Source organism: Kineosporiaceae bacterium (genome assembly GCA_016713225.1).
Classification (GTDB): domain Bacteria; phylum Actinomycetota; class Actinomycetes; order Actinomycetales; family Kineosporiaceae; genus JADJPO01.
The window spans coordinates 915,841-939,251 of the sequence record JADJPO010000001.1 but is presented as its reverse complement, the minus strand read 5'-3'; the positions used below and the strand labels follow the sequence as shown (position 1 = coordinate 939,251).

Sequence of the window (23,411 nt, the reverse complement as noted above, 5' to 3'; positions counted from 1 at the left end):
ACCGGACCACCCGCACGGCCCAGCGGCTGCCGAGCCCGGGGCGCCGGACGAGGGCGAGACGGGCGAGGCACCAACTCGGCGTTCCGCCATCGGGAATGGTCACGGACAATCCGCCCCCCGAGCCGCACCCTGGCACCAAGCGGTGGACCCGGCTGACCGGTGTCCGCCGTATTCCAGGGATGGCGACACCACCGGGAGTGGCGCATGGGGCGGTTGAGCGTGGTCGGCACGGACGTCGACATTGCGTTGAAACCGGGTGAGACGATCCTCGGAGCGCTGCACCGCGCCGGTTACGCCGCGACGTCAGGGTGCAAGCGCGGCGGGTGCGGCATCTGTAAGTTCGACCTCGTCGAGGGCGAGATCAGCTACCGCGAGACCGTCGCCGAGACCGTCTTGACCCCCGAGGAACGCGGCGCCGGCACCTGCCTGATCTGCCGAGCCATCCCCGAGAACGACGCCACCATCGCCACCCGGCCCGAGAGCACGGTGCGCTGCGTCGCACCGTTCCTCACCGCCCTGGCCCGATAAGCCCCCGCGGACGCGGGAGAACGCCCGTCACGAACAAAGGAGTTCCGCGATGACGATCCTGCGGATGGGGTACGTCCATGCGCGCGTCACCGACTTGGCCCGCGCCAAGGACCACTACGCCAACACGCTCGGCCTGTACCCGACCCTCGAGGACGGCGGCAAGCTGTACTTCAAGGGCTGGGACGAGTGGGACCACCACTCGGTCGTGCTCGAGGAGGGTGGCGTCGGCGCCGTCAAGTTCGGCTTCAAGGTGCAGGACGCCGCCGACCTGGACGGCATCGAGTCGCGCGCCCAGGCCTTCGGCGACTGCACCGTCACCCGGATGAGCGCCGGCGACAACCGCGAGGTCAGCGACGGCGTCCGGGTTCACCTGCCGTGCATCGACCACACGTTCGAGTTCTACCACTCGATGACCGCGGTCGGCCTCGAGGTCGGTACCCACAACCCCGACGCGTTCCCCCGCCACCTGGTGGGCATCGGCGCCCCCATGCTCGACCACGCGCTGCTGATCGGTGAGGACATCGACACCGCCGCCCGGTTCTTCATGGAGGTCACGAACTTCTACACCACCGAGCGCGCCCAGACCACGCTCGGCGACGACGCCCAGACCATCGCGTACTGGCTGTCCTCGATGCAGAAGGTGCACGACATCGCGCTGCTGCGCGGCCCGAACGGCAAGCTGCACCACTTCGCGTTCCAGATGCGCGACTGGAACGACATCCTGCACGCGGCCGACATCTTCACGATGGACGACGTGCCGATCGACGTGGGCCCGACCCGCCACGGCATCACCCGGGGCGAGACGATCTACTTCTTCGACCCGTCCGGCAACCGCAACGAGACCTTCGCCGGTGGCTACACGTCCTACCGTGACCGCCCCACGATCGTCTGGACGGCGGACCAGCTGGCGAAGGGGATCTTCTACCACGCCCGCGAGATCAAGGAGAGCTTCACCACCGTCTTCACCTGATCGGGCCCGATCGGGTAGCGATGGCACCCGATCATCACTGATCACACCGAAGGGGCCTGTCCACCGGGACAGGCCCCTTCGTCGTGTGCTGGTGGTGCTGGTGGGAGTTACTTGGCCCGGCTGTACACGCGGACGTAGTCGACGTAGTACGTCGCGGGGAACCGGGTGCTGCTGTTCGGGTCCTGCGCCCACACCCCGCCGACGGTCTGGTTGAGCATCAGGTGCATCGGGGTGGTGAACGAGGACGCCACCCACGGGGTATTGGCGCTGGTCATGGTGCGCACCACCCGGCCGTCCACGCTCCACCGCAGGTAGGTCGGCTCCCAGTCGAGGGCGTAGATGTGGTACCCGTCGCCCGGGTTGCGTCCGCCCGGAAACACGTACGACCCGCCGTCGGACACGGCGTTGGGATCGGTCGAGGAGTGAGCGAAGGCGTAGGTGCGGTCGGGCTCGCGACCGATGGCCTCCATGATGTCCAGCTCACCGGAGGTGTTGTTGTCCGGCCACATCCAGAACGCCGGCCACAACCCGGTCGAGGCGCCCGCCGCGAACGGCAGCTTGGCCCGCATCTCGAACCGACCGTAGGTGAACGACTTCTTGCCCTTGGTGGTGATGAAGCCCGAGGTGTACGAGCGGCCGTTGGGGAAGTTCGGGTCGTTCAACGAGCAGGTGATCGGAGTGGCCAGCTTCTGCGAGGTGAGCCACAGCGCCCCGCGGGACAGGCGCACGTTCGACGCCTTGCTGAGCAGGCAGTCGACCTGGCCGTTGGACACCCCGTTGGTCGACCGGTTGAGCGCCGTCCAGTACTTGGGGTTGAGACGGCTACCCGTGAACTCGTCATGCCAGAGCAGGGTTCGCTTGGCCGTGGCTGCTGGCGCCGCGGCGGGCGCCGCGACCCGGGCTCCGGCTTGCGCCGGCACGCTGCCAACCGTCACCGCGACGGCGCACAAGGCACCAGCCACTCCCGTCGCCACCAGTCCGCGGCGGATCACCCTGCGCATACCTTCTCCTTGTTCACGCGACAACCCGAGGTCGGCCGCCCCCGCATTCCGGCCCTCATCCCAACTTAGGTCTCTTCGGGGAGATCCGGGGGCGAATCGCCCGAGCTGCGGTTCAGAATGCCGCTGCCCCGGCCTCGGCGATCTCACGGTCCTGTTCGGCGCTGCCCCCCGAGACCCCGATCGATCCGACCATCTGGCCATCCGGGCTGGTGAGCAGCGGAATCCCGCCAGCGAAGATCGTCAGCCGGGGACGGTGCACCAGGCCGTGCAGCAGCGCCGGCTCATCCTTGATCGCGTCGTACCAGGCGTGCGTCGGCATGCCGTTGAAGGCCGAAACCGAGTAGGCCTTGTCGACGGCCACCGACGACGAGAGCAACGCCGCGCCGTCCATCCGGGCGAAGGCGATCACGTGACCCGCCGGGTCGGCGACCGCGATGTTCACCGGAACCCCCAGGCCCTGAGCGTGCGTCACGGCTCGGGCGACCACGCGGGACGCCGCGGCGTAGGTGATCGTGGGCACAGAGCGCAGGTCGGCGTCCTGGGTGGGGTTCATCCGTCAGCTCCTCCAGCGTCGGATCAGGTCAGCGCTTGATCAGGGGCGAACGCAGGCCACCGTCGGCCCGGTTGCTCTCGTCCAGGAACTCCTCGCGGTTGATGTCCCGCGGGAACAGCCGACGCGACATCAGGGTCTTCATCGAGGCCTCGACCATCGCCGGGGGGCCACAGACATAGGCGACGTGGCCGGCCAAGGAGGCGTGGTCGGCCGCGAGCACGTCGGTCACCATGCCGGCTGCGAAGCCTTGTTCGGCAAGGGTGTCGGTGACCTCTTCCTCGGACAGGCAGGGTCGATAGGTGAACCGGTCAGGGTGGGCTGCAGCCAACTCGGTGAACAGCTCGACGTCGTACAACGCAGCGCGGGTCCGCGCCCCGGCGTACAGCGACAGGTGCGATGGGCCGTCACCGTGTTCGTTGGCGCCGTCCAGCAACACGCGCTTGATCATGGCGGCGATCGGGGCCAGCCCGGTGCCGCCGGCGATCAGGACGGCGGGCTCGCGCCGTCCCATGCGCACGGTGAACCGACCGTAGGGTCCGGCCAGCTGCACGGTGTCACCGGCGGCCAGGTCGCCGAAGACCCAGGCGTCACTGCAGGCGCCACCCGGCGTACGCCGGATCTGGAACTCCAGCACCCGGGTCTGCGAGGGCGGGTTGGCCATCGAATACGTGCGGGTGACGCCGTCCTTGCCACCGGCGCGGGCCGCGGGCAACTGCCAGGCCATGTACTGGCCGGCGTCGAAGGCGAGATCGCGGTCGAGCTCGATCAGCACCCGCCGGGTGTCGGTGGCGATGTCCTGCACCGCGGTGACGGTGCCGGTGTAGTCCTGGACGGCGTGCGACGGCGCTTCCTCGTCGGCGTCGAGGTCGGCTTCGAAGACCACGTCGCTGCGCGGCGTCGCGCAGCACAGCAACGTCTTGCCCTCGTCCCGCTCGATGTCCATCAGGGCGAAGGCGGAGGACGCGCCGTGATCGACCTCACCGTCGATCACCTCGACCTTGCAGGTGCCACAGGTGCCGTGGGTGCACGAGTGCGGCACCCAGACCCCGGCCCGCAGGCAGGCATCCAGCAGGGTCTGGTCCTCCCGGCAGGTGATCTCGGCACCGATCGGGTCGACGGTGATCTGGTAGGTCTCGGTCACGGCAGTTCGCCCTCACATGGGTTGTGCAGGTCGTGTCCCGAACCGGACGGCGCGCCGTCGGCGACGGTGCGCCGTCCGGATTCGGGCTGGTTTCTGATGTGGCAGAGGGTGGATCAGGTACAGATCAGGTACAGATCAGGTCAGGACGGTGGTGAACCGCTCGTTCAGCTCACGCTGAATGTAGAAGATGCCCTTGCCGAGCTGCTCGGGCGTCCAGTTCACCGTCGGGCGGTCGGGGTAGGCCACGTAGCCCCCCGAGAACACCTCGTTGCGGTTGCCCGACGGGTCGAAGAAGTAGATCGTCTCGCCCCGGGTGATGCCGTGCTGGGTCGGGCCGACGTCGATCGGCACGTCGTCCATCGCGAAGAGCTGACCGGCCCGCTTGATCTCGGACCAGTCGAGCAGGTTGAACGCGAAGTGGTGCAGCTTGCCCTGTGGTCCCTTGATCACGGCGATGTCGTGCACCGTGTTGCCGGCCGACATCCACGTGCCGATCATCATGGCGTCCGGGTCCAGCGTGGCGACGACGCGTTCGGCGGCATAGAAGCCCATCACGTCATGGAAGAACTTGTCCATCAGGTTGACGTCGTCCGCGGTGATCAGGGCGTGGTCGATGCGGGGTGCACCGACGCCGACCAGGTGCCGCGGGAAGACCTCGGGGTTGTGGGTGCCGACCTCGACGCCCACGGTCTTCATCGAGTGATAGATCTCGATGACGTGTTCGGACGGCGTGATCATGCGGATGCCGTCGCTGGTCTCGAGGTTCTCACTCGCGCTCATCCGTTCGACGGTGACGCCGAAGTTCTGAGCGTTGCGCTCGATCACGTCGATGTCGCCGGCATCCATGGTCTTGTAGCCGAGCTTGACCAGGCCGACGCCGCCCTCCTCGAGCACGACCGAGTGGTGATCCCACTCGTCCCAGCCCTTGTAGTAGGCGCGCCCGGTCTCTTCGTGCACCGGGTAGAGCCCCAGTGTCGTGCCGTAGTGGCTCTTGGCTGCGGCCAGATCGGTGACCCGGGCGTGGACATATCCCAGCCGAGTGACTCCATGGAGGGGCATGCGATGTTCCTTCCAGCGGTGGTGGACCGACGTGCGGTGGGGAACAGGGTGGAGCAGAAGGTGAAACAGCGCGACGAGGGTCCCGGGCCGATCGCTCGGCCCGAGACCCTCGTCGTGGTCAGGCGGCCTGGCAGACGAGCAGGCTCTTGTGGCCTACCCCCAGGCTCTCGAGAGACTGGTCACCGACCGGGGTGACCGCCTGGTCGTCCAGCTCCCAGGTGAACGTGGTCGTGGCCCGGTCGAAGTCGGGGTCCTGCTCCCAGACCGGGTAGAGCACCTCCGCCAGGAAGGTGTCCCAGGGCATCGCCTTGGGCACCCGGAAGCACGCCGGAGCGCACATGAACATGTTGTGCTTCCAGTAGACGTGCACCAACTGGTCGTCGCCGTACAGCTCCTGCCGCGAACGCGAGGGGAACGTGTACTCACCGATTGCTCGGACTGCCATCTCGCTGTCTCCTCTCGATCAGTTGCCGGCGACGGGGGCCGGGGTGGCGGCTGGGGCGTGCGACGTGGTGTGCCAGGCGGCCCAGTCCTGAGCCTCCTGCGAACCTTCGTACTCGCCGTTGTCGCCGGGCTGCAGCCGGTACCAGGCGAGGACGTCGGGCACCGTCGGCCCACCACAGTTGCCCTGGTAGATCTGGTGCACCGGCAGCCAGGCCTGGACGTACTTCTCCGGCTCGCGATCGAAGATCCACTTGCAGCCGTCGGAGCAGAAGTCGTACCGCTCGCCCTCGTACACCGAGTGCCGCTGGCAGATCGTCGTCGGGTCACCGGGTTCGGTGAACAGCATCGGGATCTGACAGGTCTGGCACAGCTGCGGCAGCGCGCGACCGAAGTGCCGGCCACCGCTCTCGACCACCCGAGCCGCCTTGTCCCACAACGGCCGGTAGTACTTGTCGAAGGTGTCCGGGTACTGCTCCGACAGCCAGTCCAGGTGCTCGGCGTCCGGCATCGTGGTGTTGAACGCAGCCGCGAAGCTGAACTGGTACAGGGTCCAGTACACCTGGTGCGAGAGGATGTCCTTCTCGTCGATCGCCTGCTGCACGTGCTGCGGCGGCTTGATGCCGTAGTAGGCCAGGTCGGGGAAGAGGCCGCCGAGCATCTGCTGCTCGAAGTACAGCTCGAAGGACTCCTTCCAGCTCATGACCTTGCGCGGCAGCATGTAGTCGAGCATCTGGCTGACCAGGGCGAGCAGCCGGTAGCCGCGCCAGAACCACTTGTCGATCCAGGCCTGCACGATCGGCACGTTGTCCGGATCCTGCTCGAGCAGGAACTTGATCGCCTCGAGCCCGAACGTCATGTGGCGGGACTCGTCGCTCTGGGCCGAGAAGCCGAACGTCATCGTCGGCAGGTCGCCGTTGAACGAGGCGCCGGACATGAACGGCACGAAGAGCAGGTTGGTCAGCAGGTACTCGAAGCTGAACCCGATCGCGATCATGAACTCGAACGGGCCGGCGGTCACGGCGTCGTCGAAGTACGACTTCGGCACCGACAGGTACCAGACCCGGTCGTGCTGGTGGTGCCACGAGTGCATGCCGCCGTAGAACTTGTTGTAGTTCGACAGCGTGTGGATCTCGGTCTGCGCGTGGCGCAGCTCGTCCTGGCTCTGGCACAGCGCCGCGAACCGGGGGCCGGGGCCCTCGAGGAAGCGTGCCAGGTACGAGAAGTGGCGGTGAGCCTGGTATTCCAGCGGGGTCACGCCCTGCAGGAACAGCTTCATCGCGTTGAGGTACTTGGCGTCCGCGAGCGACAGGTGGCCCTGGCCCTGGGCGAAGGAGTCCAGGACGGCGTACAGCCGCTTGTCCTTCTCCGCCTGGTACTTCATGTAGGCGTCGACGGTCAGCCGGAAGGGGTCTTCCCACTTCGACCAGTCGTGGATCTTGATGCCCTCGAACGAGGTGTACGGGAACGCTTCTTCGCGGGACACATAGGAGAAGTCCCAGTCCAAGTCGTGCGTGAGCGCTGCGTAGCGTTGCTTCATCGACAGCTTGCGCGGTGCGGCCATGGCTGCGTCCTCTCTCTCAGTGATCCCAGGCGATGATGATCTGGTCGTCGTCCCACTCCTTGATGTGGCCGAAGTAGGACACGATGGCGAGCTGGAACTCGTGGGTCTCCCACTCCCGGCCCAGCCGCTCCTCCACGCTCTCGCGGTTGATGGTCAACCGTCCCGGCGACGAGATCCGGACGAGTCCGGGGAAGTGCTTGACGGTGCAGTCCGGGTTGTCGGCCTCGATGGCCTCCATCACCGCACGGTTGTCCTCGGTCTCCTGCAGGTCGACGCCGACATCGCGCACCGCGGCCGTCTGTGTGGTCTCACTCATGGTGGATCAGGACTCCTCGGCGAACAGGCCGGCCAGGGTGGCGGCGCGTGACGTGACGTAATCGGCTGCACCGCAATCGATCTGGGCGTCGATGAGACGGGCGACGCCCTGGGCGGCCTCGACCGCCCCGGGAAGCAGCTTCGCGCGGGCCGCGGCCAGCGTGACCCGGTTGGCCGCACCGTGCTCACCGTCGGCGAGCCATGCCCGGTAGAGCGCATCGACCCACCGGCGCTGGTCGGCGAACCATCCGGCGAAGTGCTGGGCGATGAGCGAGTAGCCACCGGCCCCGCCCATCAGCGCCGCCTCGTCGAGGTGGGTGTAGAGCAGGCCGTAGAGGAGCTGGTCCATGAGGTCCAGGCCGACCAGGGCGACTGCCCAGTCCTTCTCGGGCATCAGCAGTTCGATGTACTTGCGCAGCGGCTGCAGGTCGGCGTTCTCGAGCCACTGGGTCTTGGCCTCGCCGAGTAGGGCGTCGGTGCCACCGTCCAGGGCGATCCCGGCGCGGCTGAGCATCTGTGCGTTACCGATGCGGTCGAACGCCGAGTACGACAGGCACTGTTCGATCGTGGTGCCCCAGGCGAATCGGCAGCCGTAGGCGGCCAGCAGTTGGGCGCCGCTCTCGTAGTGCCGCATCGGGATCACGGCTTGGGCCACCGCGGTCTTCCAGGCGGCCGGCATCTTCTCCAGCAGGGAGCGGCTGTCGAGGTAGGACAGCGTCGACCCGAAGGCCTCGTGCAGGTGCGAACGCGCCGTGACGTACGGGAAGTAGTAGAGCTGACGCGGGTCCGTGAACGAGTACGTGTCGCTCAGCCGCACGGCCGAGTAGGACTCGTCATAGATCTCGTGCTCGGGGTCCCACAGCGGACGGTAATGGAAGTTCGTCACCGCCTGGATGTCGATCGAGCCCTCTTCGTAACGCGACGCCGGCCGGTCACCGAAACGCTCGGTGAGGTTGGCGAACGTCTTGCGCTTGGCCTCGATGACCTGGGTGCGTAGCTCGTACTGCACGTCGGGCCTCCTGTCGGATGGTGGTTCTCTGGCGCCTGTCTGGCGTGGTGCGCGTTGCGGCGTAGCGGGGTGGAGCGAGGGTGGGGCGGGGTGGGCGAGGGTGGGGCGATCAGGCCTCGACGGCGTGATGGGTCAGACCGGCCGAGACCAGGAGCAGCACGAGCAGGTCGGCCACGGCGTCCGGGCCGTCGAGTTCGCGGGGCGGGCCGGGTTCGACGCCGTCACCGACGAGCTGGGCGTAGGCCTTGCCGTCGACGAACCGGGTCGAGAACCGGACGGCGCGCTGGCGGTAGGTGACCGAGAAGGCCAGTTCGGCGTTCGTCGCCTCGTCGAACAGGCCCAGATGGTCGTCGTTGTCGGCGAGCACGGCATTGGCCTCGCAGAGCAGCTGCTCGGCGAGTGCCCTGATGGCGACGTGCTTGTCCGCCCCGACGCTGGCGAGCTCTGGATTGGACAGCTTGGTCTTGTACGCCAAGGGCTCGTCGACCTCGTCGGTCTCGGCCCCGATGAGCTCGGCGATCCGCAGCATGAACGGCGTCACTGAGGACTCTCCCCTCCACTGTCCGGCGCCCCGTCGCGCCTCTGCCTCCCGTCAAGGTGCGCCACCCCGCCACCCCCCGGCCCCGATGTTCCTCAACACGGAACACGCACCTGAAACCCGCTCATGCTCCGCAGCGGACCGCTCATGCTCCGCGGCTGACGCCTGACATCGTTGCCATCAGGCAGGACGACGACACCTGCGGAGCATGAGCGGGTTGGGTCAGCCGGGCGTGGGTGCGCCGAGGGTGCGTGAGAGGGCGAGGGCGGCGGTGCGGACGGCGGGTGCCATGCGTTCGATGTCCAGGCGCTCGGCCCGCCCCGTGACGGACAGGCCGGCGACCACGGTCCCGTCGGCACCGAAGACCGGGCAGGCGGCACAGACGACGCCCATCGCCGATTCCTGCCGGTCGTAGGAGATGCCCGAGGCGTTGATGGCGGCGAGTTCTCGCGCGAAGGCCCCCGGCATGATGATCGTGTAGGCGGTGCGCCGGACCAGCCCGGCCTCGATCCGGGCCCGGACGACGTCCGGTCGGCTGAACGCCAGGATGGCCTTGCCGACCCCGGTCGAGTGGGCGGGCAACCGGCCACCGACGCGCGAGGGCAACGGCTGGACGTCGCGCGCTCGCAGGATCTCGACATAGACGACCTCGATGCCGTCCAGCACGGCCAGATGGACGTGGTTGCCGGTGGCCTCGCGCAGGTCCTCCATGAACGGGCGAGCCGCCTCGTGCAAGGCCCGCTGACGGGGCACCAACTGCCCCAGCTCGAACATCCGCAGGCCCAGGCGCACCCGGCCCCCGCCGGCCTCCTCGAGCAGGCCGAGGCGGACCATCTCGACCACCAGCCGATGCGTGGTCGACTTGGCCAGGCCGGTTCGTCGGGCAATGTCGGATACCCCGATATCGGTGTGATCCGGCCCGAAACACCCCAAGACGAGTGAAGCCCTCTCGAGTAACGAAACCGGTGCCGAGCTGGCACTCGAGTCGCCGCTGTCCCGCTCAGTGGAACGCATGAGTTGCATCGTCGCGACCTCGGCAGCGACTGTCTAGTCAGTGACTTGGCTCACGGACACACCTCACGTGGCATCGCCGCCACGCTTGTCGGGAGGAGCACCGTCGATGACGACACTGGCCCGCTCTGCTGCCACACCGCCGCCGCGTACTCACAGCGGACTCGCCCTCGTGGGAGGCACGAGCCGGCACCGCGGCGGAACAGCGGACGAGTCCGTCGCCCACGGTGGGGTCAAGTCGGTCACCTCGGCGCTCGACGTCCTGGACTGTTTCCTGGACGCCGAGGAGCTCGGGGTCAGCGACATCGCCCGGCGGCTCGGGGTCGCCAAGTCGACCGCCCATCGGCTGCTGACCTCGCTGTCGGCCCGCGGCCTGACCGACAAGAACCCCGAGACCGGGCACTATCGGCTCGGCCTGCACCTGTTCGAACTCGGCCAGCTCGCCGGCGACCGGATGCGGCTGCGCCGCACCGCTGCCCCCCTGCTGGAGGAGTTGCGTCAGCTCACCGGGTGCACCGTGCACCTGGGCGTGGCCGACGGCAGCAACGTGATCTACATCGAGCGGCTCGAGCCGCTGCGCGGCATGCCCGCCATGACCGCCGTCGCTCGGCGGATGCCCTCGCACTGCACCAGCTCGGGCAAGGTGATCACCGCCTTCGACCCAGAGGCCGCCCGAGCCCGCAAGGAGGCCGGCTTCCCGGCCCTGACCAACTCGTCCATCCGCACCGAAGCCGACTTCGACCGTGCCCGCGCCGAGATCCGGCGCAAGGGTGTGGCAACGAACGTCGGCGAGGCCATGGTCGGGTTCTCCTCCGTCGCCGCCCCGGTGCTGGACTCCAGCGGTCGCGCCCGGGCGGCGATATCACTCGTCGGGTCCACCGAACAGATCGCGGGCAATCTGGGCCGCTCCGCGCAGCTGGTCTCGGTGGCCGCACGACGCCTCGCGCGCTCGCTGGGAATCTGAGCAGGCAGATCGCACCTGGCCATGTGACGCCGAACACCTTGTCCGGGTGGGCGTTCCGCTGAGCCGAACACCGAGACCGATGATCTCACCGGGACAGCTAGCTTTGCCGGTGACCGGAAGGAGACCACCCGCGTGGACGCCGATGCGCGCAGCCAGGCTGCCCGAGCACTGTCAGAGGCCTACGAGACCGGCAAACCGATCGATCCCCTGATCGACACCAACCCCGAGATGACGCTCGAGGACAGCTACGCCATTCAGCTGGCCCAGATCGAGCAGCGGCTGGCCGCCGGGGCCACGATCAAGGGCCACAAGGTCGGGCTGACGTCGGCGGTGATGCAGCGCCAGATGAAGGTGAACCAGCCCGACTTCGGTCACCTGCTGGACGACATGTTCTACCTCGAGAACAGCACGATCGCGGCGAGCACCTTCCTGCAGCCGCGGATCGAGCCCGAGGTGGCCTTCGTGTTGAAGCGTCCGCTGCGCGGCCCCGGCGTCACGGTGGCCGAGGCCGCCGCGGCGATCGACTTCGTCCTGCCCGCGCTCGAGCTGATCGACAGCCGGATCCGCGACTGGAAGATCAGCTTCTTCGACACCGTCGCCGACAACGCCTCCAGCGCCGGCGTCGTCCTGGGCAGCACCCCGGTCAGCGTGCACGACGTCGACCTGCGCCGCTCCGGCTGCGTGTTGCGCTGCAACGGCGAGGTCGTGGGGACCGGCGCCGGCGGGGCCGTGCTCGGCTCACCGATCACGTCGCTCGCCTGGCTGGCCAACACCCTCGGCGCGCGCGGTGTCACGCTCGAGGCGGGGCACGTCGTCCTGCCCGGGTCGATCACCGCCTCGGTGGCCGTGACGCCTGGCGACACCTTCAGCGCCACCTTCGCCGGCATCGGCAGTGTGACCGTGCGCTTCGCCCCCGACCCCTCCGAAGGACAGTGAGATGAGCCAACCCCGTAAGGCGACCGCTGCCATCGTCGGGCCGGGCAACATCGGCACCGATCTGATGTTCAAGCTGCTGCGCCGCAGCGAGATCATCCAGCCGCGCTACATGATCGGCGTCGACCCGTCCTCCGACGGGCTGCGCCGCGCCGCGAGTGTCGGCCTGGAGGCGAGCCACGAGGGCGTCGACTGGCTGCTGGCCCAGGACGAGCTGCCGGACATCGTCTTCGAGTGCACCTCGGCCAAGGCACACGCCGCCAACGCCCCCCGCTACGCCGAGGCCGGAATCCTGGCCGTCGACCTGACACCGGCCGCGGTCGGCCCGTACGTGTGCCCGCCGGTCAACGTCGACTTCAACATCGACGCCACGAACGTCAACATGATCACCTGTGGTGGGCAGGCCACCACGCCGATGGTGCGCGCGGTTGCGGACGTAGTGCCGGTGCCCTACGCCGAGATCGTCGCCTCGATCTCGAGCAAGTCGGCCGGCCCGGGCACCCGAGCGAACATCGACGAGTTCACCGAGACCACCTCGGCCGCACTGGAAGTGGTCGGCGGCGCCGACCGCGGCAAGGCGATCATCATCCTGAACCCGGTCGAACCGCCGCTGATGATGCGCAACTCGGTGTTCTGCGCCATCCCCGCCGAGGCCGGCGAGCCCGGTGAGTTGCAGGACAAGATCCTGGAGTCGATCCACGCCATGGTCGAGCGGGTGCGCGAGTACGTACCCGGCTACCACCTGCGTGCCGAGGTGCAGTTCGACCACGCCCGAGACCTGTGGCAGGGCATGGCCCGAGCGTTCATCCCGGTGGAGGTCAAGGGCCGCGGCGACTACCTGCCCGACTACGCCGGCAACCTCGACATCATCACCGCGGCCGCGGCGCGGGTCGGCGACATCATGGCCGCGCACCGGCTGGGCGTGGCCTCGAGCTGGAAGTCCTCCGCCGAACTCGGCGATCTCGAAACCCTCGACGCGACGGCAGGAGTCTGAGCCGCCATGGGCGACATGACCATCAACCCGGACGACGCCCCCGTCGTCACCCGCGAGGTCACCGAATCCGAGGTGCTCGCCAACACCCCCAAGGCCGGCGGCGAGCGTGATCTGCGGATCACCGACTCCACCCTGCGCGACGGCTCGCACGCCATGTCGCACCAGTTCACCGAGGAACAGGTGCGCGGCGTCGTCCACGCCCTGGACAAGGCCGGCGTCCAGGTCATCGAGGTCAGCCACGGTGACGGCCTGGGCGGGTCGAGCTTCAACTACGGCTTCAGCCGCGTCGACGAGATGCAGTTGATCAAAGCCGCTGTGGAGGAAGCGAAGCAGGCCAAGATCGCGATCCTGATGCTGCCCGGGCTGGGTACGGTGCACCACCTGCACCAAGCCCACGCCGCCGGTGCCTCGGTGGCCCGGATCGCCACGCACTGCACCGAGGCCGATGTCTCGATCCAGCACTTCGGCGAGGCACGCAAGCTCGGCATGGAGACCGTCGGCTTCCTGATGCTCTCGCACCGCGCCGAACCCGCCGAGCTCGCCCGACAGGCTCGCATCATGGTGGACGCCGGCGCCCAGTGCGTCTACGTCGTCGACTCGGCCGGCGCCCTGGTCCTCGAGACCGCACAAGAGCGGATCCGCGCGGTCATCAACGAGATCGGCCACGAGGCTCAGGTCGGCTTCCACGGCCACCAGAACCTGTCGATGGGCATCGCCAACTCGGTGCTGGCCTACCAGGCCGGGGCCAAGCAGATCGACGGTGCGCTCTGCGCTCTGGGCGCCGGGGCGGGCAACTCCCCCACCGAGGTGCTCGCCGCCACGTTCGAGCGCATGGGGATTCGCACCGGGGTCGACCTCGGTGAGGTGCTCTCGGCCGCCGAGGACGTCGTCCGGCCGTTCATCCCGCGACTGCCGTGGATGGACCGCTCCTCGATCACCCAGGGCTACGCCGGGGTGTACTCGAGCTTCCTGCTGCACGCCGAGCGGGCCGCGGAGCGCTACGGCGTTGCGGCCCATCAGATCCTGCAACGCGTCGGTGAGGCCGGCTACGTCGGCGGCCAGGAAGACATGATCATCGACATTGCGCTGCAGCTGCAGCAGGAACAGGAACTGGGCGATCTCGCCGGAATGGGAGTGCGTTGATGGCCGGCAGTGGATGGGACATCGACCGGGCCGCAACGGCTCTGCTCGAGTGTGAGGACAACCGGCACGATCGGGGTCCGATCACCGACGAATGGCCCGAACTCGACTACGACACCGCCTACGCCGTACAGGACGAGACGCTGCGCCGCCGATTGGCACGCGGCGAGAAGCTGATCGGGGTCAAGCTCGGCTTGACGAGTCGCGCCAAGCAGAAGCGCATGGGCATCGATGTTCCGCTCGTGGCCTGGCTGACCGACGCGATGCTGCTGCCCGCCGGCGAGCCGGTGCCGCAGGGCAAGCTGATCCACCCGCGGGTCGAGCCCGAGATCGTCTTCGTCATGGCCCGCGAGCTCGAGGGGCCGGGAGTCAGTGCGGCGCAGGCGCTCGCGGCCGTCGATGTGGTGCTCGGCGGTGCCGAGGTGATCGACAGCCGGTACCGCGACTTCAAGTTCACCCTGCCGGACGTCGTGGCCGACAATGCCTCATCGGGTGCGTTCGTCACCGGCCCGGTGGCGCTGCCGGCCGACGGCCTGGACCTGGCCATGGAGGCGGTGATGGTCGAGGTGGACGGCGCGATCGTCGACTCGGCCACCGGCGCGGCGGTCCAGGGTCACCCGGCCGAGGCGCTCGCCCTGGCGGTCAACGATCTCGGGCGCCGCGGCAAGAAGCTCGAGGCCGGTTGGATCGTGCTGACCGGCGGCATGACGGACGCCGTGTTCGCGCCACCCGGATCGAGCGTGGCCTGCCACTTCACCTCGCTGGGATCGGTCTACCTCAACGGTGGCCCCGCAGCCGAGGCCGGCACCGGAGCGAGCGCCTGATGCCCCTGGTCGAGGTGACCCTGGCGACCGGACGCACCCCGGAGCAGATCCGCGCGTTGATGCGCGAGGTGCACGAAGCGGTGGTTCGCGCGGTGGACGCACCGGATGCCAGCGTGCGGGTCGTCGTCCGTGAGGTGCCGCCGACGCACTGGTCGGCCGGCGGGGTGACGCTCGCGGAGAAGCGGGCTGCAGCGCAACAGGTTTCGCAGGACCAGCCGTCGTCGGAGGGGAAGAGCTGACGTGGAATTCTTCGGGCACATCATCGACGGCGTCGAGGTCGAGTCGCTCGACGGTGGCCGCTTCGATGTCTACAACCCGTGGACCCGCGAGGTCTGGGCCCAGGCAGCCGAGGGCGGTGAGAAGGATGCCCGCCGGGCGGTGGCCAGCTCTCGTGCGGCCTTCGACTCCGGCCCGTGGCCGCGGATGGGCCGAGCCGAGCGCGCCGGGTGGATTCACAAGCTCGCCGATCGGATGGAGGAGAAGGTCGACGAACTCGCCGGCTACGACTCCACCAACATGGCCAAGCCGTTCGAACAGGCCAAACACGATGTGGCGCGGTCGGTGTGGAACTTCCGGTTCTTCGCCGACCACCAGCGCGACCACTGCGGTGAGGTGTTCCCGATGGACTCGGGCCACCACTGCTACAGCGAATTCGGCCCGGCCGGTGTGGTCGCAGCGATCTCGCCGTGGAACTTCCCGCTGATGATGGCGTCCTGGAAGATCGCCCCGGCGATCGCCTGGGGCAACACCTGCATCATCAAGCCGTCCGAGGACACCCCGGCGTCCGTCACGCACCTCGGCCGATTGGCCGCCGAGGTGGGCTTCCCACCCGGGGTGCTGAACGTGCTCAACGGGCACGGTGCCCCAGCTGGATCGTCGCTGACGGCCGACTGGGACGTCGACCGGGTCACCTTCACCGGCTCGTCCACCACGGGCAAGATGGTGATGGCCTCTGCTGCAACGCATCTGGCGCCCGTCTCGTTGGAGTTGGGCGGCAAGGGTGCGAACATCGTGTTCGAGGATGCCGACCTCGACAACGCCGTGTACTGGGCTGTCGAGGCGATCTTCCGCAACGCGGGTCAGATCTGTCTGGCCGGTTCACGGCTCTTCGTGCAAGACGGCATCTACGACGAGTTCATGAGGCGGTTCGTCGCCAAGGCCGAGGAGCTGCAGATCGGCGACCCGCTGGCACCCGGCACGAAGTTCTCGGCGCTGTCGTCCAAGAAGCACTTCGACAAGGTCACCGGCTACGTGGCCCAGATCGAGGAGCTGGGCGGGCACGTCTACACGGGGGGTGTGGCGACCGACGGCTCCTGGGTGGTGCGTCCGACCATCGCCGACGGCCTGGCCCTGGACGCCGCGCCGTACTGCGAAGAGATCTTCGGGCCGGTCTGCATCGTCAACCGCTTCACCGACGAGGCCGAGGCGGTTCGGCTGGCCAACGACACCCGTTACGGGTTGAACGCGATGGTCTTCACCGAGAACCTCTCGCGCGCACACCGGGTCAGCTCGCAGCTGAGGGCGGGAACGGTCTGGGTGAACTGCTTCTTCATCCGCGACCTGCGCACCCCCTTCGGCGGCGTCGGCGACTCCGGCGTCGGCCGCGAGGGTGGCAACTTCAGCCGTGAGTTCTTCACCGAGCCCAAGGCCGTCGTCATGCAGATCAAGCGCTGACAAACCCGCTCATGCTCCGCAGGTGACCGCTCATGCTCCGCTGGTGACGCGTAATCGGGCAGATTTCGGCCCGTGAGGCGTCACCCGCGGAGCATGAGCGGGTTGGGGGGTGGTTCACGACGCACGGGCTCGCGACGACGGCGTCGTTGCGTCCCCAGATCGACGGTGACGTCCCACCGTCCACAGACCACCTTGGACGACGTGCGCCGGCTCGGCCGGCGCGGCCACCGTGCCAGACATGACCGCTCGCACCCGCAACCTCGCTCCCCTACCCAACCCCGGCACGCCGCTACCGATCCACACCCGCGCCGAGCTGCGTGACACCGGGGCCAGCAACCACGAGATCACTCGCCAGATCCGCGACGGACGGCTGGTCACGCTCCGCCGCGGCGTCCTGGCACCACCCGGCCTGCATCCCCTGGACGCCGAGACGGTGGCCGTCGTCCGCGCCCTGCATCGTGATGTCGTGGTCAGCCACGCCCACGCGGCTCGGCTCTGGCGCCTGCCCGAGCCGTGGGGTGGCTGGCCGCCGGTGGCCGTGACCGCAACCGACGGGCCGACACGACGACGTGACGGACTGCACGTGCTCGTGGCACCCTGCCCGGACGACGAGATCACCGCCGACTCACAGGGCATCCCGGTGACCACCCTGTCCCGCACCGTGGCCGACTGTCTGCGCACGCTCTCTCCCCACGACGGCTTGGCGGTGGCCGATGCGGCACAACGGATCCACGGTCTGTCGACCAATGACGTGTTCATCGCGCTGTACCGCCAGCGCGGCTGGCCGGGCGTCGTCCGCGCACGCACGATCGCCGCACTCGCGAGCCCCCGTCGCGAGACACCGCTGGAGTCGTGGTCGGCGTGGGCCCTACACGATTGCGCCGTGGATCAGCCACTCTGGCAGGTCGAGATTCTCACTCCCGCAGGGACTTTCGTGGGGCGCGTCGACTGCTGGTGGCCAGCCGGTGTGGTCGGCGAGTCCGACGGCCGGATCAAGTCGTTGCTCGCGCTGGCCGAGCAGGCCGGGGCCGACACCAACGCCTTGGCCGACCTGATCGCCGCCGAGCGCCACCGCGAACAGGGGTTTCGGCGGCTCGGGGCCGAGGTGGTCCGGTGGGAGGCCGGCGACGTCCGCAGCTCCTCCCGCGCACTCGAGCTCGCCGGACACCTCAACCGAACCCTGCGCGGCCGACGCACCTTCACCGGCCGCGCCCACCCTGCCCATGCTCCGCAGGTGTCACCGATTCAGGGCCGAAACCACCCCGACAGCGTCATCCGCGGAGCATGAGCAGTCACCTGCGGAGCATGAGCGGGTTTGGTCAGGCGGCGCGGCGGGACTTGGCGCGTTCGCGGAGGACCTCGACGGCCACCGGGATCACGGAGACGCCGACGATCGCCAACAGAATGACCTCGATGTTGGTACGGACGAACTCCACCTGTCCCAGGGCCGCGCCCAGCAGGGTCACCCCGCAGGCCCAGAGCACCGCACCGATGCCGCTGTAGAGGAAGTAGCGTTTCCGGTCCATCTTGCCGACGCCGGCCATCACCGTGATGAAGGTGCGCACGATCGGCACGAAGCGCGCCAGCACGATGGCCCGGTTGCCATAGCGGTCGAAGAACTCGACGGTCTTGTCGACGTACTCCTTCCGGAACAGCCGCGAGTCCTGTTTCTTGAAGACCGCCGGCCCGGAGACGACGCCGATCTGATAGCCCACCACGTTGCCCACGAACGCCGCCACGGTGAGCACCAGGCAGGCCAGCCACAACGAGTGGTGGATGACCCCCGTGCTGATCAGCATGCCCACGGTGAACAACAGCGAGTCGCCCGGCAGGAAGAAGCCGATGAGCAGGCCACACTCGGCGAAGATGATCGCCGTGGCACCCCACAACGCCCAGGCACCCAAGGCGTCGAGCAAGGTGTCGGGGTTCAGCCACGACGGGCCGAGGGCGAGGGACTGACCGAGCATGATGGCATCCATGAGCACCGGGACAGCCTACGTGGACACTGTGGGTGTCGGGCCCTGGCCCGGCGATTGGCCGGACGACCCACGCTACGACCCCGATCTGCTGCGCGATGGCGACCGCCGGAATGTCGCCGATCACTACCGCTACTGGCGCGTCGAGGCGATCCGTGCCGACCTGGCTGCCCGTGCTCACCCGTTCCACGTCGCGATCGAGAACTGGAACCACGACCTGAACATCGGCTCCGTCGTCCGCACTGCCAACGCCTTCAACACCGCCGGGGTCCACATCGTGGGACGGCGCCGCTGGAATCGTCGCGGGGCCATGGTCACCGATGCCTACCTGGACGTCGTCCACCACCCGGACGCCGCCGACCTCGTCGCCTGGGCAACCGGCCAGAACCTGCCGGTCATCGGCATCGACAACCTGCCCGGCGCCGTCCCGCTCGAGACCTACGAGCTGCCGCGACGCTGCGTGCTCGTGTTCGGCCAGGAGGGTCCTGGCCTGTCCGTGGACACCCGGACGGCGTGCCGCGACGTCCTCTCGATCGCCCAGTTCGGCTCGACGCGATCGATCAACGCCGCGGCCGCCGCCGCGATCGCCATGCACACCTGGATCCGCCGGCACGCCGTCAGCTGACCGGGTGCGCCAGCTCTGACGTCGCGGTGGCCGGCGCTTCGGGCGCGGACGGCGCCCGCTCACACAGGTACATCGCGGCCAGCACCGCGCCCGCCCCGACGGCGAACCGCCAGCCCAGCGTCTCGCCCCCGAGCAGGACGGCGAACACCGCGGCCCACACCGGCTCGAAGGTCATCACGATCGCGGCCCGGGCCGGGTGCAGGTGAGCCTGCGCCCAGGTCTGCAGCAGCATGGTCACCGCACCCACGACCACGGCCATGTAGATCATCGCGGTCCACTCCGCACCCCCGGTGGGCAGGGTGAGCCCACCCGGCAGCGCGAACACACCACAGATGAGCGCGGTCACCGCCGACTGGATCACCGCCAACTCGACGACGAAGCGCGAGTCCGACCAGGCACCGAGCGCCACGATCTGCCCGGCGCAGATCAGTGCGGCCACCAGGGTGATCAGCTCGCCCCGGCCCAGCAACGCTCCGCCGTCCAGATGCAGCGTCATCACGGCCAGGCCCGCCATGGCCAGGCCGGTCGCCGCCCACACCCGACCGGCCAGTCGCTGCCGCAACACCAGCGCAGCGAGCAGCGGAGTGAACACCACGTACATACCGGTGACGAACGCACTGACCGAGGCCGTGGTGTAGCTCAGGCCGACGGTGAGCAGCAGATTGCCGCCGCCGAACAGTGCTCCGATCACGACACCCTTGACCGCCAGCCCCCTCGGCATGGCCCCCCACCCCCGCGGACGCAGCGTGGCCAGCACCAGCGCCGCCAGCCCGAACCGCACCGCGAGGTAGTCGGCCGCCGGGATCCGTTGCGTCGCCTGGTCGAGCAGTACGAACGTTGAACCCCACGCCACGGTCACCAGCAGTAACCCGGCGATGGCCGGCCAACTCCGGTCATGGCGCGGCGCAGCGGCGGCACGCGGCGCCGTCCCGATCGGCTCGGTGACGACGGCGCGCGGCCGGGGGAAGCGGTCGAGGACGGCGCTGACGGTGTTCATGCATCCATGACAGCCGCTCTGGCCTGGGAGAATGAACTCGTGACCCAGGCACCGATGAGTAACCGCAGCTACGACGCCACCGACGAGCGAATCCTCCGTCTGTTGAGGACAAACGCCAGGGCGTCCTACCGCGACCTGGGTCAGGCCGTCGGGCTGTCGGCCAACGCGGTCACCCAGCGCATGCGCCGGCTCGAGGCCGATCGGGTGATCCGTGGGTATACCGCGATCCTCGACCCCGCGATCGAGGCGCCTGCGCTGCAGGCCGTGATCCACGTTCACATGGCGGTGGACGCCGACATGGCGCCGATCGAGGATGGTCTGGCAGCCATTCCGACGATCACCGAGGTGCTCGACCTGGCCGGCAGCATCGACTACGAGATCCGGGTGAAGTGCCGCACCCAGGCCGAGCTGGCCGAGGCCGTCCAGGCCATTCGGATGCTGCCCGGGGTGACCAACATGGAGACCCGACCGGTGCTCCGCCACGTGCTGCGCCGCTGAGCATCCCGTGCGACGCTGAAACCGGACGGCGTCGCGTCCCCGTCGGAGTGGGCGCGGGCGCCGCACGACGAGGGGGTCGGCATGGCCAAGTTCGTGGTCACCCTGCACTACACCGTCGCGCCCGCAGTGCCCGCCCGCCGAGACTTCGACGCGCTGGCCGATCGGGTCGGCTCGGGTCACCGATTCAGCATGCTCGGCGCGGACACCCTGGCCGTCAGCGTGCGCATCAAGGCCGGGTCTGCGGCCGAGGCGGTGCAGGTCCTCGACATCCGCGTCCGCGCGGCCTGGCCGATGCTGGACGGCGGCACCCTCACGTTGGCGACCGCCATGGCCAACGGCGATCTGGTCGAGGTGGGTGCGGCGCGAACCACCTCGACGGGCCGAACGTCGCGCGTCTCGCGAACCTTGCGCTTCTTCGGTCCCGGCCGCAGCCGACCCTCACCGTGGGATGACCCCGGGTGGGACAGCGGCGGCAACGACTGGGGCGGGGGCACCGCCGGGGTGCGCGAGCCACGTCGTCCCCGGACGCCGCCCGGTCACCTGGCCGCCGAACTGGATCTGCCGCGCCAGGCCTGAACCCGGCTCGAGCCGGATCACCTCGACAATGATCGAATGGATGACAACCTTCTGACAGCCCGGCGGCGTCCAGTAGCCCATGGGTAGGGCGAACTCCGAGGCCGAACTGCAGCAGTTGGTCACCGAGCGCTGGGGCGCTCTGGTGCGGTTCGGCATGCTGCTGACCGGTGACGCGGGCTCGGCCGAGGACCTGGTGCAGTCGGCGCTGGAGAAGTGCTGGCCTCGCTGGTCGACGATCCGGCTCGATTCCCCGGAGCGCTACGTCAAGGCGACCATGGCGAACCTGTCAGCCTCGCGGTGGCGCCGGCGCCGGGTGCGCGAGGTGGCCTTCGAGACCCTCACGCCGGACGGCGACCCACCCGGGTCGGCGAGCACCCTGGTCGAACCCTCCGACCGCATCGCCCAACGCGACGAACTCTGGCGGCTGCTCTGCGCACTGCCACCACGGATGCGCGCGGTCGTCGTCCTGCGCTTCGTCGAGGACCTGTCCGAGGCCGAGACCGCCCGGATACTCGGCTGCTCGATCGGCACGGTCAAGAGCCAGACCTTTCGTGGGCTGCACCAGTTGCGCGACGCCCTGACCCGCCTGAACGCCCTCGCCGACGTGGAGGTGCAACCGTGAACGACAACCTGCTCGAGGACGCCGCACTTCTCGAGGATGCGGCGCGCCAGGAGCTCGCCCGGCTCGCCGCCGAGCTGCCGACGGCTCGCGCCGTCGAGTGGGGCTCGGTGTCCGCCGGACTCCACCGGTCGCTTCGACGCCGTCGGCTGCAGCGGCTCGCGGGCGCAACGGTGGCGCTCGGCGTGGCCGCCCTGTTCGCCGGGGGCATCCCGCGGTGGAGTGGCGTGAGGTCCTCGGACGATCCGGCCGGCATGGTGAGCGTGGTGCCCTCACCCCTGGACGGCGTGAGCGCCCTCGCCCGGCAGCCCACCAAGGGCTCGCTCGCCCACGACACGGCGTGGCTGGCAGAGCTTCGCGCCCGGACGGTCGAGCTGATCCGTACTTACCCCGGCAGCCGCCAACAGATCTCGGCCGCCGACCTTCGGGCCGAGCAGGTCGCAGTGCTCTACACGGATGATCTCGCCGGCAACCGCATCGCTGCCGTCGAGTTCCCCGTGACCGGATCCGACGGCCGCGCCGAGCGGCTCCAGGCGTGTCTGGCCGGCGGACGAGCGACAACGGCAGACGGGATGGGCGTCACGAGCTACGTGTCCGGCGCCTTCGACGTCGTCGCCTGCAGCCTGGGTGAGAACGCCGGCGGGACGGCGGAGGCGGGCGGGCGGGCCAACGGCACGGTCGTGATCTCCGCCGCGCCCCAGGACCTGCAACTCGTGGGCCCGGTCAGCTACGCCGCCGACGGCTCGCCATCGGCGGCGCGGGTGGCGGTGAAGGCCGCCGAACCAGGGGTCTACGCCGTGGTGCCCAAGGATCCGATCCATGCCAGCCTCGCCCTTCGGGTTCCGGGATTCGAGGCCCAGCTCGTGTTCACGACGACGCAGGCAGCCGAGTACCTGGCCGCCCGGATCGCGGACACCGGGGGCCGGGTACCGCACCGGATCCTGGTGGACTTCTGCCGACGGGTGCTCGACGAGACGAGCCTGGACCCGCGCACCGTCACCCCCACCCTGGCCTGGTCGGACTCCGGGGCCAACCATGTCGCCGTCCTCACCCTCGCCACGCCATCCGGCGCCACGGTGAACGCCCTGGCCATGATCGGTCCTCAGCTGTACCCCGACCTGGGTCTGGGTTACGTGCTGTCTCTGCCGAAGGGCGAGCCCAAGATCCTCGCCTGGCGTCCGGCCGATGTGACGGGAGCCGGCACGCGATGGCTGGCCCTGGCCGGTCCCTCTGAGGCCGTCCAGGCCAGGTTGCTCGACAGCCATGGCGCCGTCATCCGTCGTGTTGTCCTGACGCAGGGGCGAGCATTGACGGCCGAGGGCACGGGCGTGGCCGTCGTTGATTTCGTCGACGGTGCCAACCGCGTGGTCGCCACCACGGTGCCGACGACCAGCCCGAGGTCGACCACCTCGTCCACGGCGGTGCAAGCGCTGGCAAACACACCCTGAATCGAGTCGTCCC

The 23,411-nt window shown here is 68.9% G+C and carries 27 protein-coding genes; 15 read left to right on the top strand and 12 right to left on the bottom strand.

What is annotated here, in order from left to right:
• Positions 1 to 204: 204 nt before the first annotated feature.
• Together IPK24_04255 and IPK24_04250 are read left to right on the top strand one after the other, a co-directional pair.
• Positions 205 to 528, top strand: coding sequence for a 2Fe-2S iron-sulfur cluster binding domain-containing protein (locus tag IPK24_04255; GenBank protein ID MBK8074783.1), 324 nt, complete (start codon positions 205 to 207; stop codon positions 526 to 528).
• A 49-nt stretch (positions 529 to 577) separates the two neighbouring features.
• Complete coding sequence (locus tag IPK24_04250; GenBank protein MBK8074782.1) at positions 578 to 1,498, top strand: catechol 2,3-dioxygenase; 921 nt, start codon at positions 578 to 580, stop codon at positions 1,496 to 1,498.
• Positions 1,499 to 1,605: 107 nt separating this feature from the next.
• Here the strand turns inward: IPK24_04250 and IPK24_04245 are convergent, their stop codons facing one another.
• From IPK24_04245 to IPK24_04200, 10 genes are all read right to left on the bottom strand, one after another.
• The gene (locus tag IPK24_04245; GenBank protein ID MBK8074781.1) at positions 1,606 to 2,499 is read right to left on the bottom strand and encodes a glycoside hydrolase family 16 protein; all 894 of its coding nucleotides are present in this window, start codon (positions 2,497 to 2,499) and stop codon (positions 1,606 to 1,608) included.
• A 112-nt stretch (positions 2,500 to 2,611) separates the two neighbouring features.
• Positions 2,612 to 3,052 (bottom strand): heme-binding protein, encoded by a 441-nt coding sequence (locus IPK24_04240; protein ID MBK8074780.1) that lies wholly within the window; start codon positions 3,050 to 3,052, stop codon positions 2,612 to 2,614.
• A 28-nt stretch (positions 3,053 to 3,080) separates the two neighbouring features.
• On the bottom strand, positions 3,081 to 4,193 hold the full coding sequence (locus tag IPK24_04235; protein MBK8074779.1) for a 2Fe-2S iron-sulfur cluster binding domain-containing protein: 1,113 nt from the start codon (positions 4,191 to 4,193) through the stop codon (positions 3,081 to 3,083).
• Between the two features lie 135 nt (positions 4,194 to 4,328).
• A complete protein-coding gene (locus tag IPK24_04230; GenBank protein MBK8074778.1) occupies positions 4,329 to 5,252 on the bottom strand; it encodes a catechol 2,3-dioxygenase in 924 nt (307 codons plus the stop codon).
• 118 nt (positions 5,253 to 5,370) lie between these two features.
• On the bottom strand, positions 5,371 to 5,697 hold the full coding sequence (locus IPK24_04225; GenBank protein ID MBK8074777.1) for a phenol hydroxylase: 327 nt from the start codon (positions 5,695 to 5,697) through the stop codon (positions 5,371 to 5,373).
• An 18-nt stretch (positions 5,698 to 5,715) separates the two neighbouring features.
• On the bottom strand, positions 5,716 to 7,257 hold the full coding sequence (locus tag IPK24_04220) for a YHS domain-containing protein (GenBank protein MBK8074776.1): 1,542 nt from the start codon (positions 7,255 to 7,257) through the stop codon (positions 5,716 to 5,718).
• 16 nt (positions 7,258 to 7,273) lie between these two features.
• On the bottom strand, positions 7,274 to 7,573 hold the full coding sequence (locus IPK24_04215; protein MBK8074775.1) for an MmoB/DmpM family protein: 300 nt from the start codon (positions 7,571 to 7,573) through the stop codon (positions 7,274 to 7,276).
• A gap of 6 nt (positions 7,574 to 7,579) precedes the next feature.
• A complete protein-coding gene (locus IPK24_04210) occupies positions 7,580 to 8,581 on the bottom strand; it encodes a phenol 2-monooxygenase (protein MBK8074774.1) in 1,002 nt (333 codons plus the stop codon).
• A gap of 109 nt (positions 8,582 to 8,690) precedes the next feature.
• Entirely contained in the window at positions 8,691 to 9,122 is a 432-nt protein-coding gene (locus tag IPK24_04205; GenBank protein MBK8074773.1) for a hypothetical protein, read from the bottom strand.
• A gap of 219 nt (positions 9,123 to 9,341) precedes the next feature.
• Entirely contained in the window at positions 9,342 to 10,133 is a 792-nt protein-coding gene (locus IPK24_04200) for an IclR family transcriptional regulator (GenBank protein MBK8074772.1), read from the bottom strand.
• 106 nt (positions 10,134 to 10,239) lie between these two features.
• Here IPK24_04200 and IPK24_04195 point away from each other — a divergent pair, with 106 nt between their 5' ends.
• The 8 genes from IPK24_04195 to IPK24_04160 all read left to right on the top strand — a co-directional run bounded on the left by IPK24_04195 (position 10,240) and on the right by IPK24_04160 (position 17,947).
• Positions 10,240 to 11,094, top strand: a complete 855-nt coding sequence (locus IPK24_04195; protein MBK8074771.1) for an IclR family transcriptional regulator — start codon at positions 10,240 to 10,242, stop codon at positions 11,092 to 11,094.
• A gap of 132 nt (positions 11,095 to 11,226) precedes the next feature.
• The gene (locus tag IPK24_04190; GenBank protein ID MBK8074770.1) at positions 11,227 to 12,030 is read left to right on the top strand and encodes a 2-keto-4-pentenoate hydratase; all 804 of its coding nucleotides are present in this window, start codon (positions 11,227 to 11,229) and stop codon (positions 12,028 to 12,030) included.
• A 1-nt stretch (position 12,031) separates the two neighbouring features.
• Entirely contained in the window at positions 12,032 to 13,021 is a 990-nt protein-coding gene (locus tag IPK24_04185) for an acetaldehyde dehydrogenase (acetylating) (GenBank protein MBK8074769.1), read from the top strand.
• Positions 13,022 to 13,027: 6 nt separating this feature from the next.
• Entirely contained in the window at positions 13,028 to 14,164 is a 1,137-nt protein-coding gene (dmpG, locus tag IPK24_04180; GenBank protein ID MBK8074768.1) for a 4-hydroxy-2-oxovalerate aldolase, read from the top strand.
• On the top strand, positions 14,164 to 14,985 hold the full coding sequence (locus IPK24_04175) for a 4-oxalocrotonate decarboxylase (protein ID MBK8074767.1): 822 nt from the start codon (positions 14,164 to 14,166) through the stop codon (positions 14,983 to 14,985). Before dmpG ends, IPK24_04175 begins: the two co-directional genes overlap by 1 nt.
• Positions 14,985 to 15,224, top strand: coding sequence for a tautomerase family protein (locus IPK24_04170; GenBank protein ID MBK8074766.1), 240 nt, complete (start codon positions 14,985 to 14,987; stop codon positions 15,222 to 15,224). Before IPK24_04175 ends, IPK24_04170 begins: the two co-directional genes overlap by 1 nt.
• A gap of 1 nt (position 15,225) precedes the next feature.
• Positions 15,226 to 16,659 (top strand): aldehyde dehydrogenase, encoded by a 1,434-nt coding sequence (locus IPK24_04165; GenBank protein ID MBK8074765.1) that lies wholly within the window; start codon positions 15,226 to 15,228, stop codon positions 16,657 to 16,659.
• A gap of 238 nt (positions 16,660 to 16,897) precedes the next feature.
• A complete protein-coding gene (locus tag IPK24_04160; GenBank protein MBK8074764.1) occupies positions 16,898 to 17,947 on the top strand; it encodes a hypothetical protein in 1,050 nt (349 codons plus the stop codon).
• A gap of 31 nt (positions 17,948 to 17,978) precedes the next feature.
• On the opposite strand, the gene IPK24_04155 is transcribed toward IPK24_04160, so the two are convergent.
• Positions 17,979 to 18,626: a VTT domain-containing protein gene (locus IPK24_04155; protein MBK8074763.1), complete on the bottom strand. Its 648-nt coding sequence runs from the start codon at positions 18,624 to 18,626 to the stop codon at positions 17,979 to 17,981.
• Between the two features lies 1 nt (position 18,627).
• On the opposite strand from IPK24_04155, the gene IPK24_04150 reads away from it, so the two are divergent.
• A complete protein-coding gene (locus IPK24_04150; GenBank protein ID MBK8074762.1) occupies positions 18,628 to 19,260 on the top strand; it encodes an rRNA methyltransferase in 633 nt (210 codons plus the stop codon).
• Here IPK24_04150 and IPK24_04145 read toward each other — a convergent pair.
• Positions 19,253 to 20,257 carry a DMT family transporter gene (locus IPK24_04145; GenBank protein ID MBK8074761.1) on the bottom strand — a complete coding sequence of 335 codons (1,005 nt, stop codon included), beginning with the start codon at positions 20,255 to 20,257 and terminating at the stop codon, positions 19,253 to 19,255. The two genes, IPK24_04150 and IPK24_04145, sit on opposite strands and share 8 nt — an antisense overlap.
• Positions 20,258 to 20,296: 39 nt before the next feature.
• Here IPK24_04145 and IPK24_04140 point away from each other — a divergent pair, with 39 nt between their 5' ends.
• The 4 genes from IPK24_04140 to IPK24_04125 all read left to right on the top strand — a co-directional run bounded on the left by IPK24_04140 (position 20,297) and on the right by IPK24_04125 (position 23,398).
• Positions 20,297 to 20,755, top strand: coding sequence for an Lrp/AsnC family transcriptional regulator (locus tag IPK24_04140; GenBank protein MBK8074760.1), 459 nt, complete (start codon positions 20,297 to 20,299; stop codon positions 20,753 to 20,755).
• A gap of 81 nt (positions 20,756 to 20,836) precedes the next feature.
• On the top strand, positions 20,837 to 21,331 hold the full coding sequence (locus IPK24_04135) for a hypothetical protein (GenBank protein MBK8074759.1): 495 nt from the start codon (positions 20,837 to 20,839) through the stop codon (positions 21,329 to 21,331).
• 79 nt (positions 21,332 to 21,410) lie between these two features.
• Entirely contained in the window at positions 21,411 to 21,953 is a 543-nt protein-coding gene (locus IPK24_04130) for a SigE family RNA polymerase sigma factor (GenBank protein ID MBK8074758.1), read from the top strand.
• The gene (locus IPK24_04125; GenBank protein MBK8074757.1) at positions 21,950 to 23,398 is read left to right on the top strand and encodes a hypothetical protein; all 1,449 of its coding nucleotides are present in this window, start codon (positions 21,950 to 21,952) and stop codon (positions 23,396 to 23,398) included. Before IPK24_04130 ends, IPK24_04125 begins: the two co-directional genes overlap by 4 nt.
• Positions 23,399 to 23,411: the final 13 nt, after the last annotated feature.

Coding starts and splice junctions, on each gene's coding strand:
- IPK24_04255 (MBK8074783.1), top strand. CDS start 205: ATGGGGCGGTTGAGCGTGGTCGGCACGGACGTCGACATTGCGTTGAAA.
- IPK24_04250 (MBK8074782.1), top strand. CDS start 578: ATGACGATCCTGCGGATGGGGTACGTCCATGCGCGCGTCACCGACTTG.
- IPK24_04245 (MBK8074781.1), bottom strand. CDS start 2,499: ATGCGCAGGGTGATCCGCCGCGGACTGGTGGCGACGGGAGTGGCTGGT.
- IPK24_04240 (MBK8074780.1), bottom strand. CDS start 3,052: ATGAACCCCACCCAGGACGCCGACCTGCGCTCTGTGCCCACGATCACC.
- IPK24_04230 (MBK8074778.1), bottom strand. CDS start 5,252: ATGCCCCTCCATGGAGTCACTCGGCTGGGATATGTCCACGCCCGGGTC.
- IPK24_04225 (MBK8074777.1), bottom strand. CDS start 5,697: ATGGCAGTCCGAGCAATCGGTGAGTACACGTTCCCCTCGCGTTCGCGG.
- IPK24_04220 (MBK8074776.1), bottom strand. CDS start 7,257: ATGGCCGCACCGCGCAAGCTGTCGATGAAGCAACGCTACGCAGCGCTC.
- IPK24_04215 (MBK8074775.1), bottom strand. CDS start 7,573: ATGAGTGAGACCACACAGACGGCCGCGGTGCGCGATGTCGGCGTCGAC.
- IPK24_04200 (MBK8074772.1), bottom strand. CDS start 10,133: ATGCGTTCCACTGAGCGGGACAGCGGCGACTCGAGTGCCAGCTCGGCA.
- IPK24_04195 (MBK8074771.1), top strand. CDS start 10,240: ATGACGACACTGGCCCGCTCTGCTGCCACACCGCCGCCGCGTACTCAC.
- IPK24_04185 (MBK8074769.1), top strand. CDS start 12,032: ATGAGCCAACCCCGTAAGGCGACCGCTGCCATCGTCGGGCCGGGCAAC.
- dmpG (MBK8074768.1), top strand. CDS start 13,028: ATGGGCGACATGACCATCAACCCGGACGACGCCCCCGTCGTCACCCGC.
- IPK24_04175 (MBK8074767.1), top strand. CDS start 14,164: ATGGCCGGCAGTGGATGGGACATCGACCGGGCCGCAACGGCTCTGCTC.
- IPK24_04170 (MBK8074766.1), top strand. CDS start 14,985: ATGCCCCTGGTCGAGGTGACCCTGGCGACCGGACGCACCCCGGAGCAG.
- IPK24_04160 (MBK8074764.1), top strand. CDS start 16,898: ATGACCGCTCGCACCCGCAACCTCGCTCCCCTACCCAACCCCGGCACG.
- IPK24_04155 (MBK8074763.1), bottom strand. CDS start 18,626: ATGCTCGGTCAGTCCCTCGCCCTCGGCCCGTCGTGGCTGAACCCCGAC.
- IPK24_04150 (MBK8074762.1), top strand. CDS start 18,628: ATGGCATCCATGAGCACCGGGACAGCCTACGTGGACACTGTGGGTGTC.
- IPK24_04145 (MBK8074761.1), bottom strand. CDS start 20,257: ATGAACACCGTCAGCGCCGTCCTCGACCGCTTCCCCCGGCCGCGCGCC.
- IPK24_04135 (MBK8074759.1), top strand. CDS start 20,837: ATGGCCAAGTTCGTGGTCACCCTGCACTACACCGTCGCGCCCGCAGTG.
- IPK24_04130 (MBK8074758.1), top strand. CDS start 21,411: ATGGGTAGGGCGAACTCCGAGGCCGAACTGCAGCAGTTGGTCACCGAG.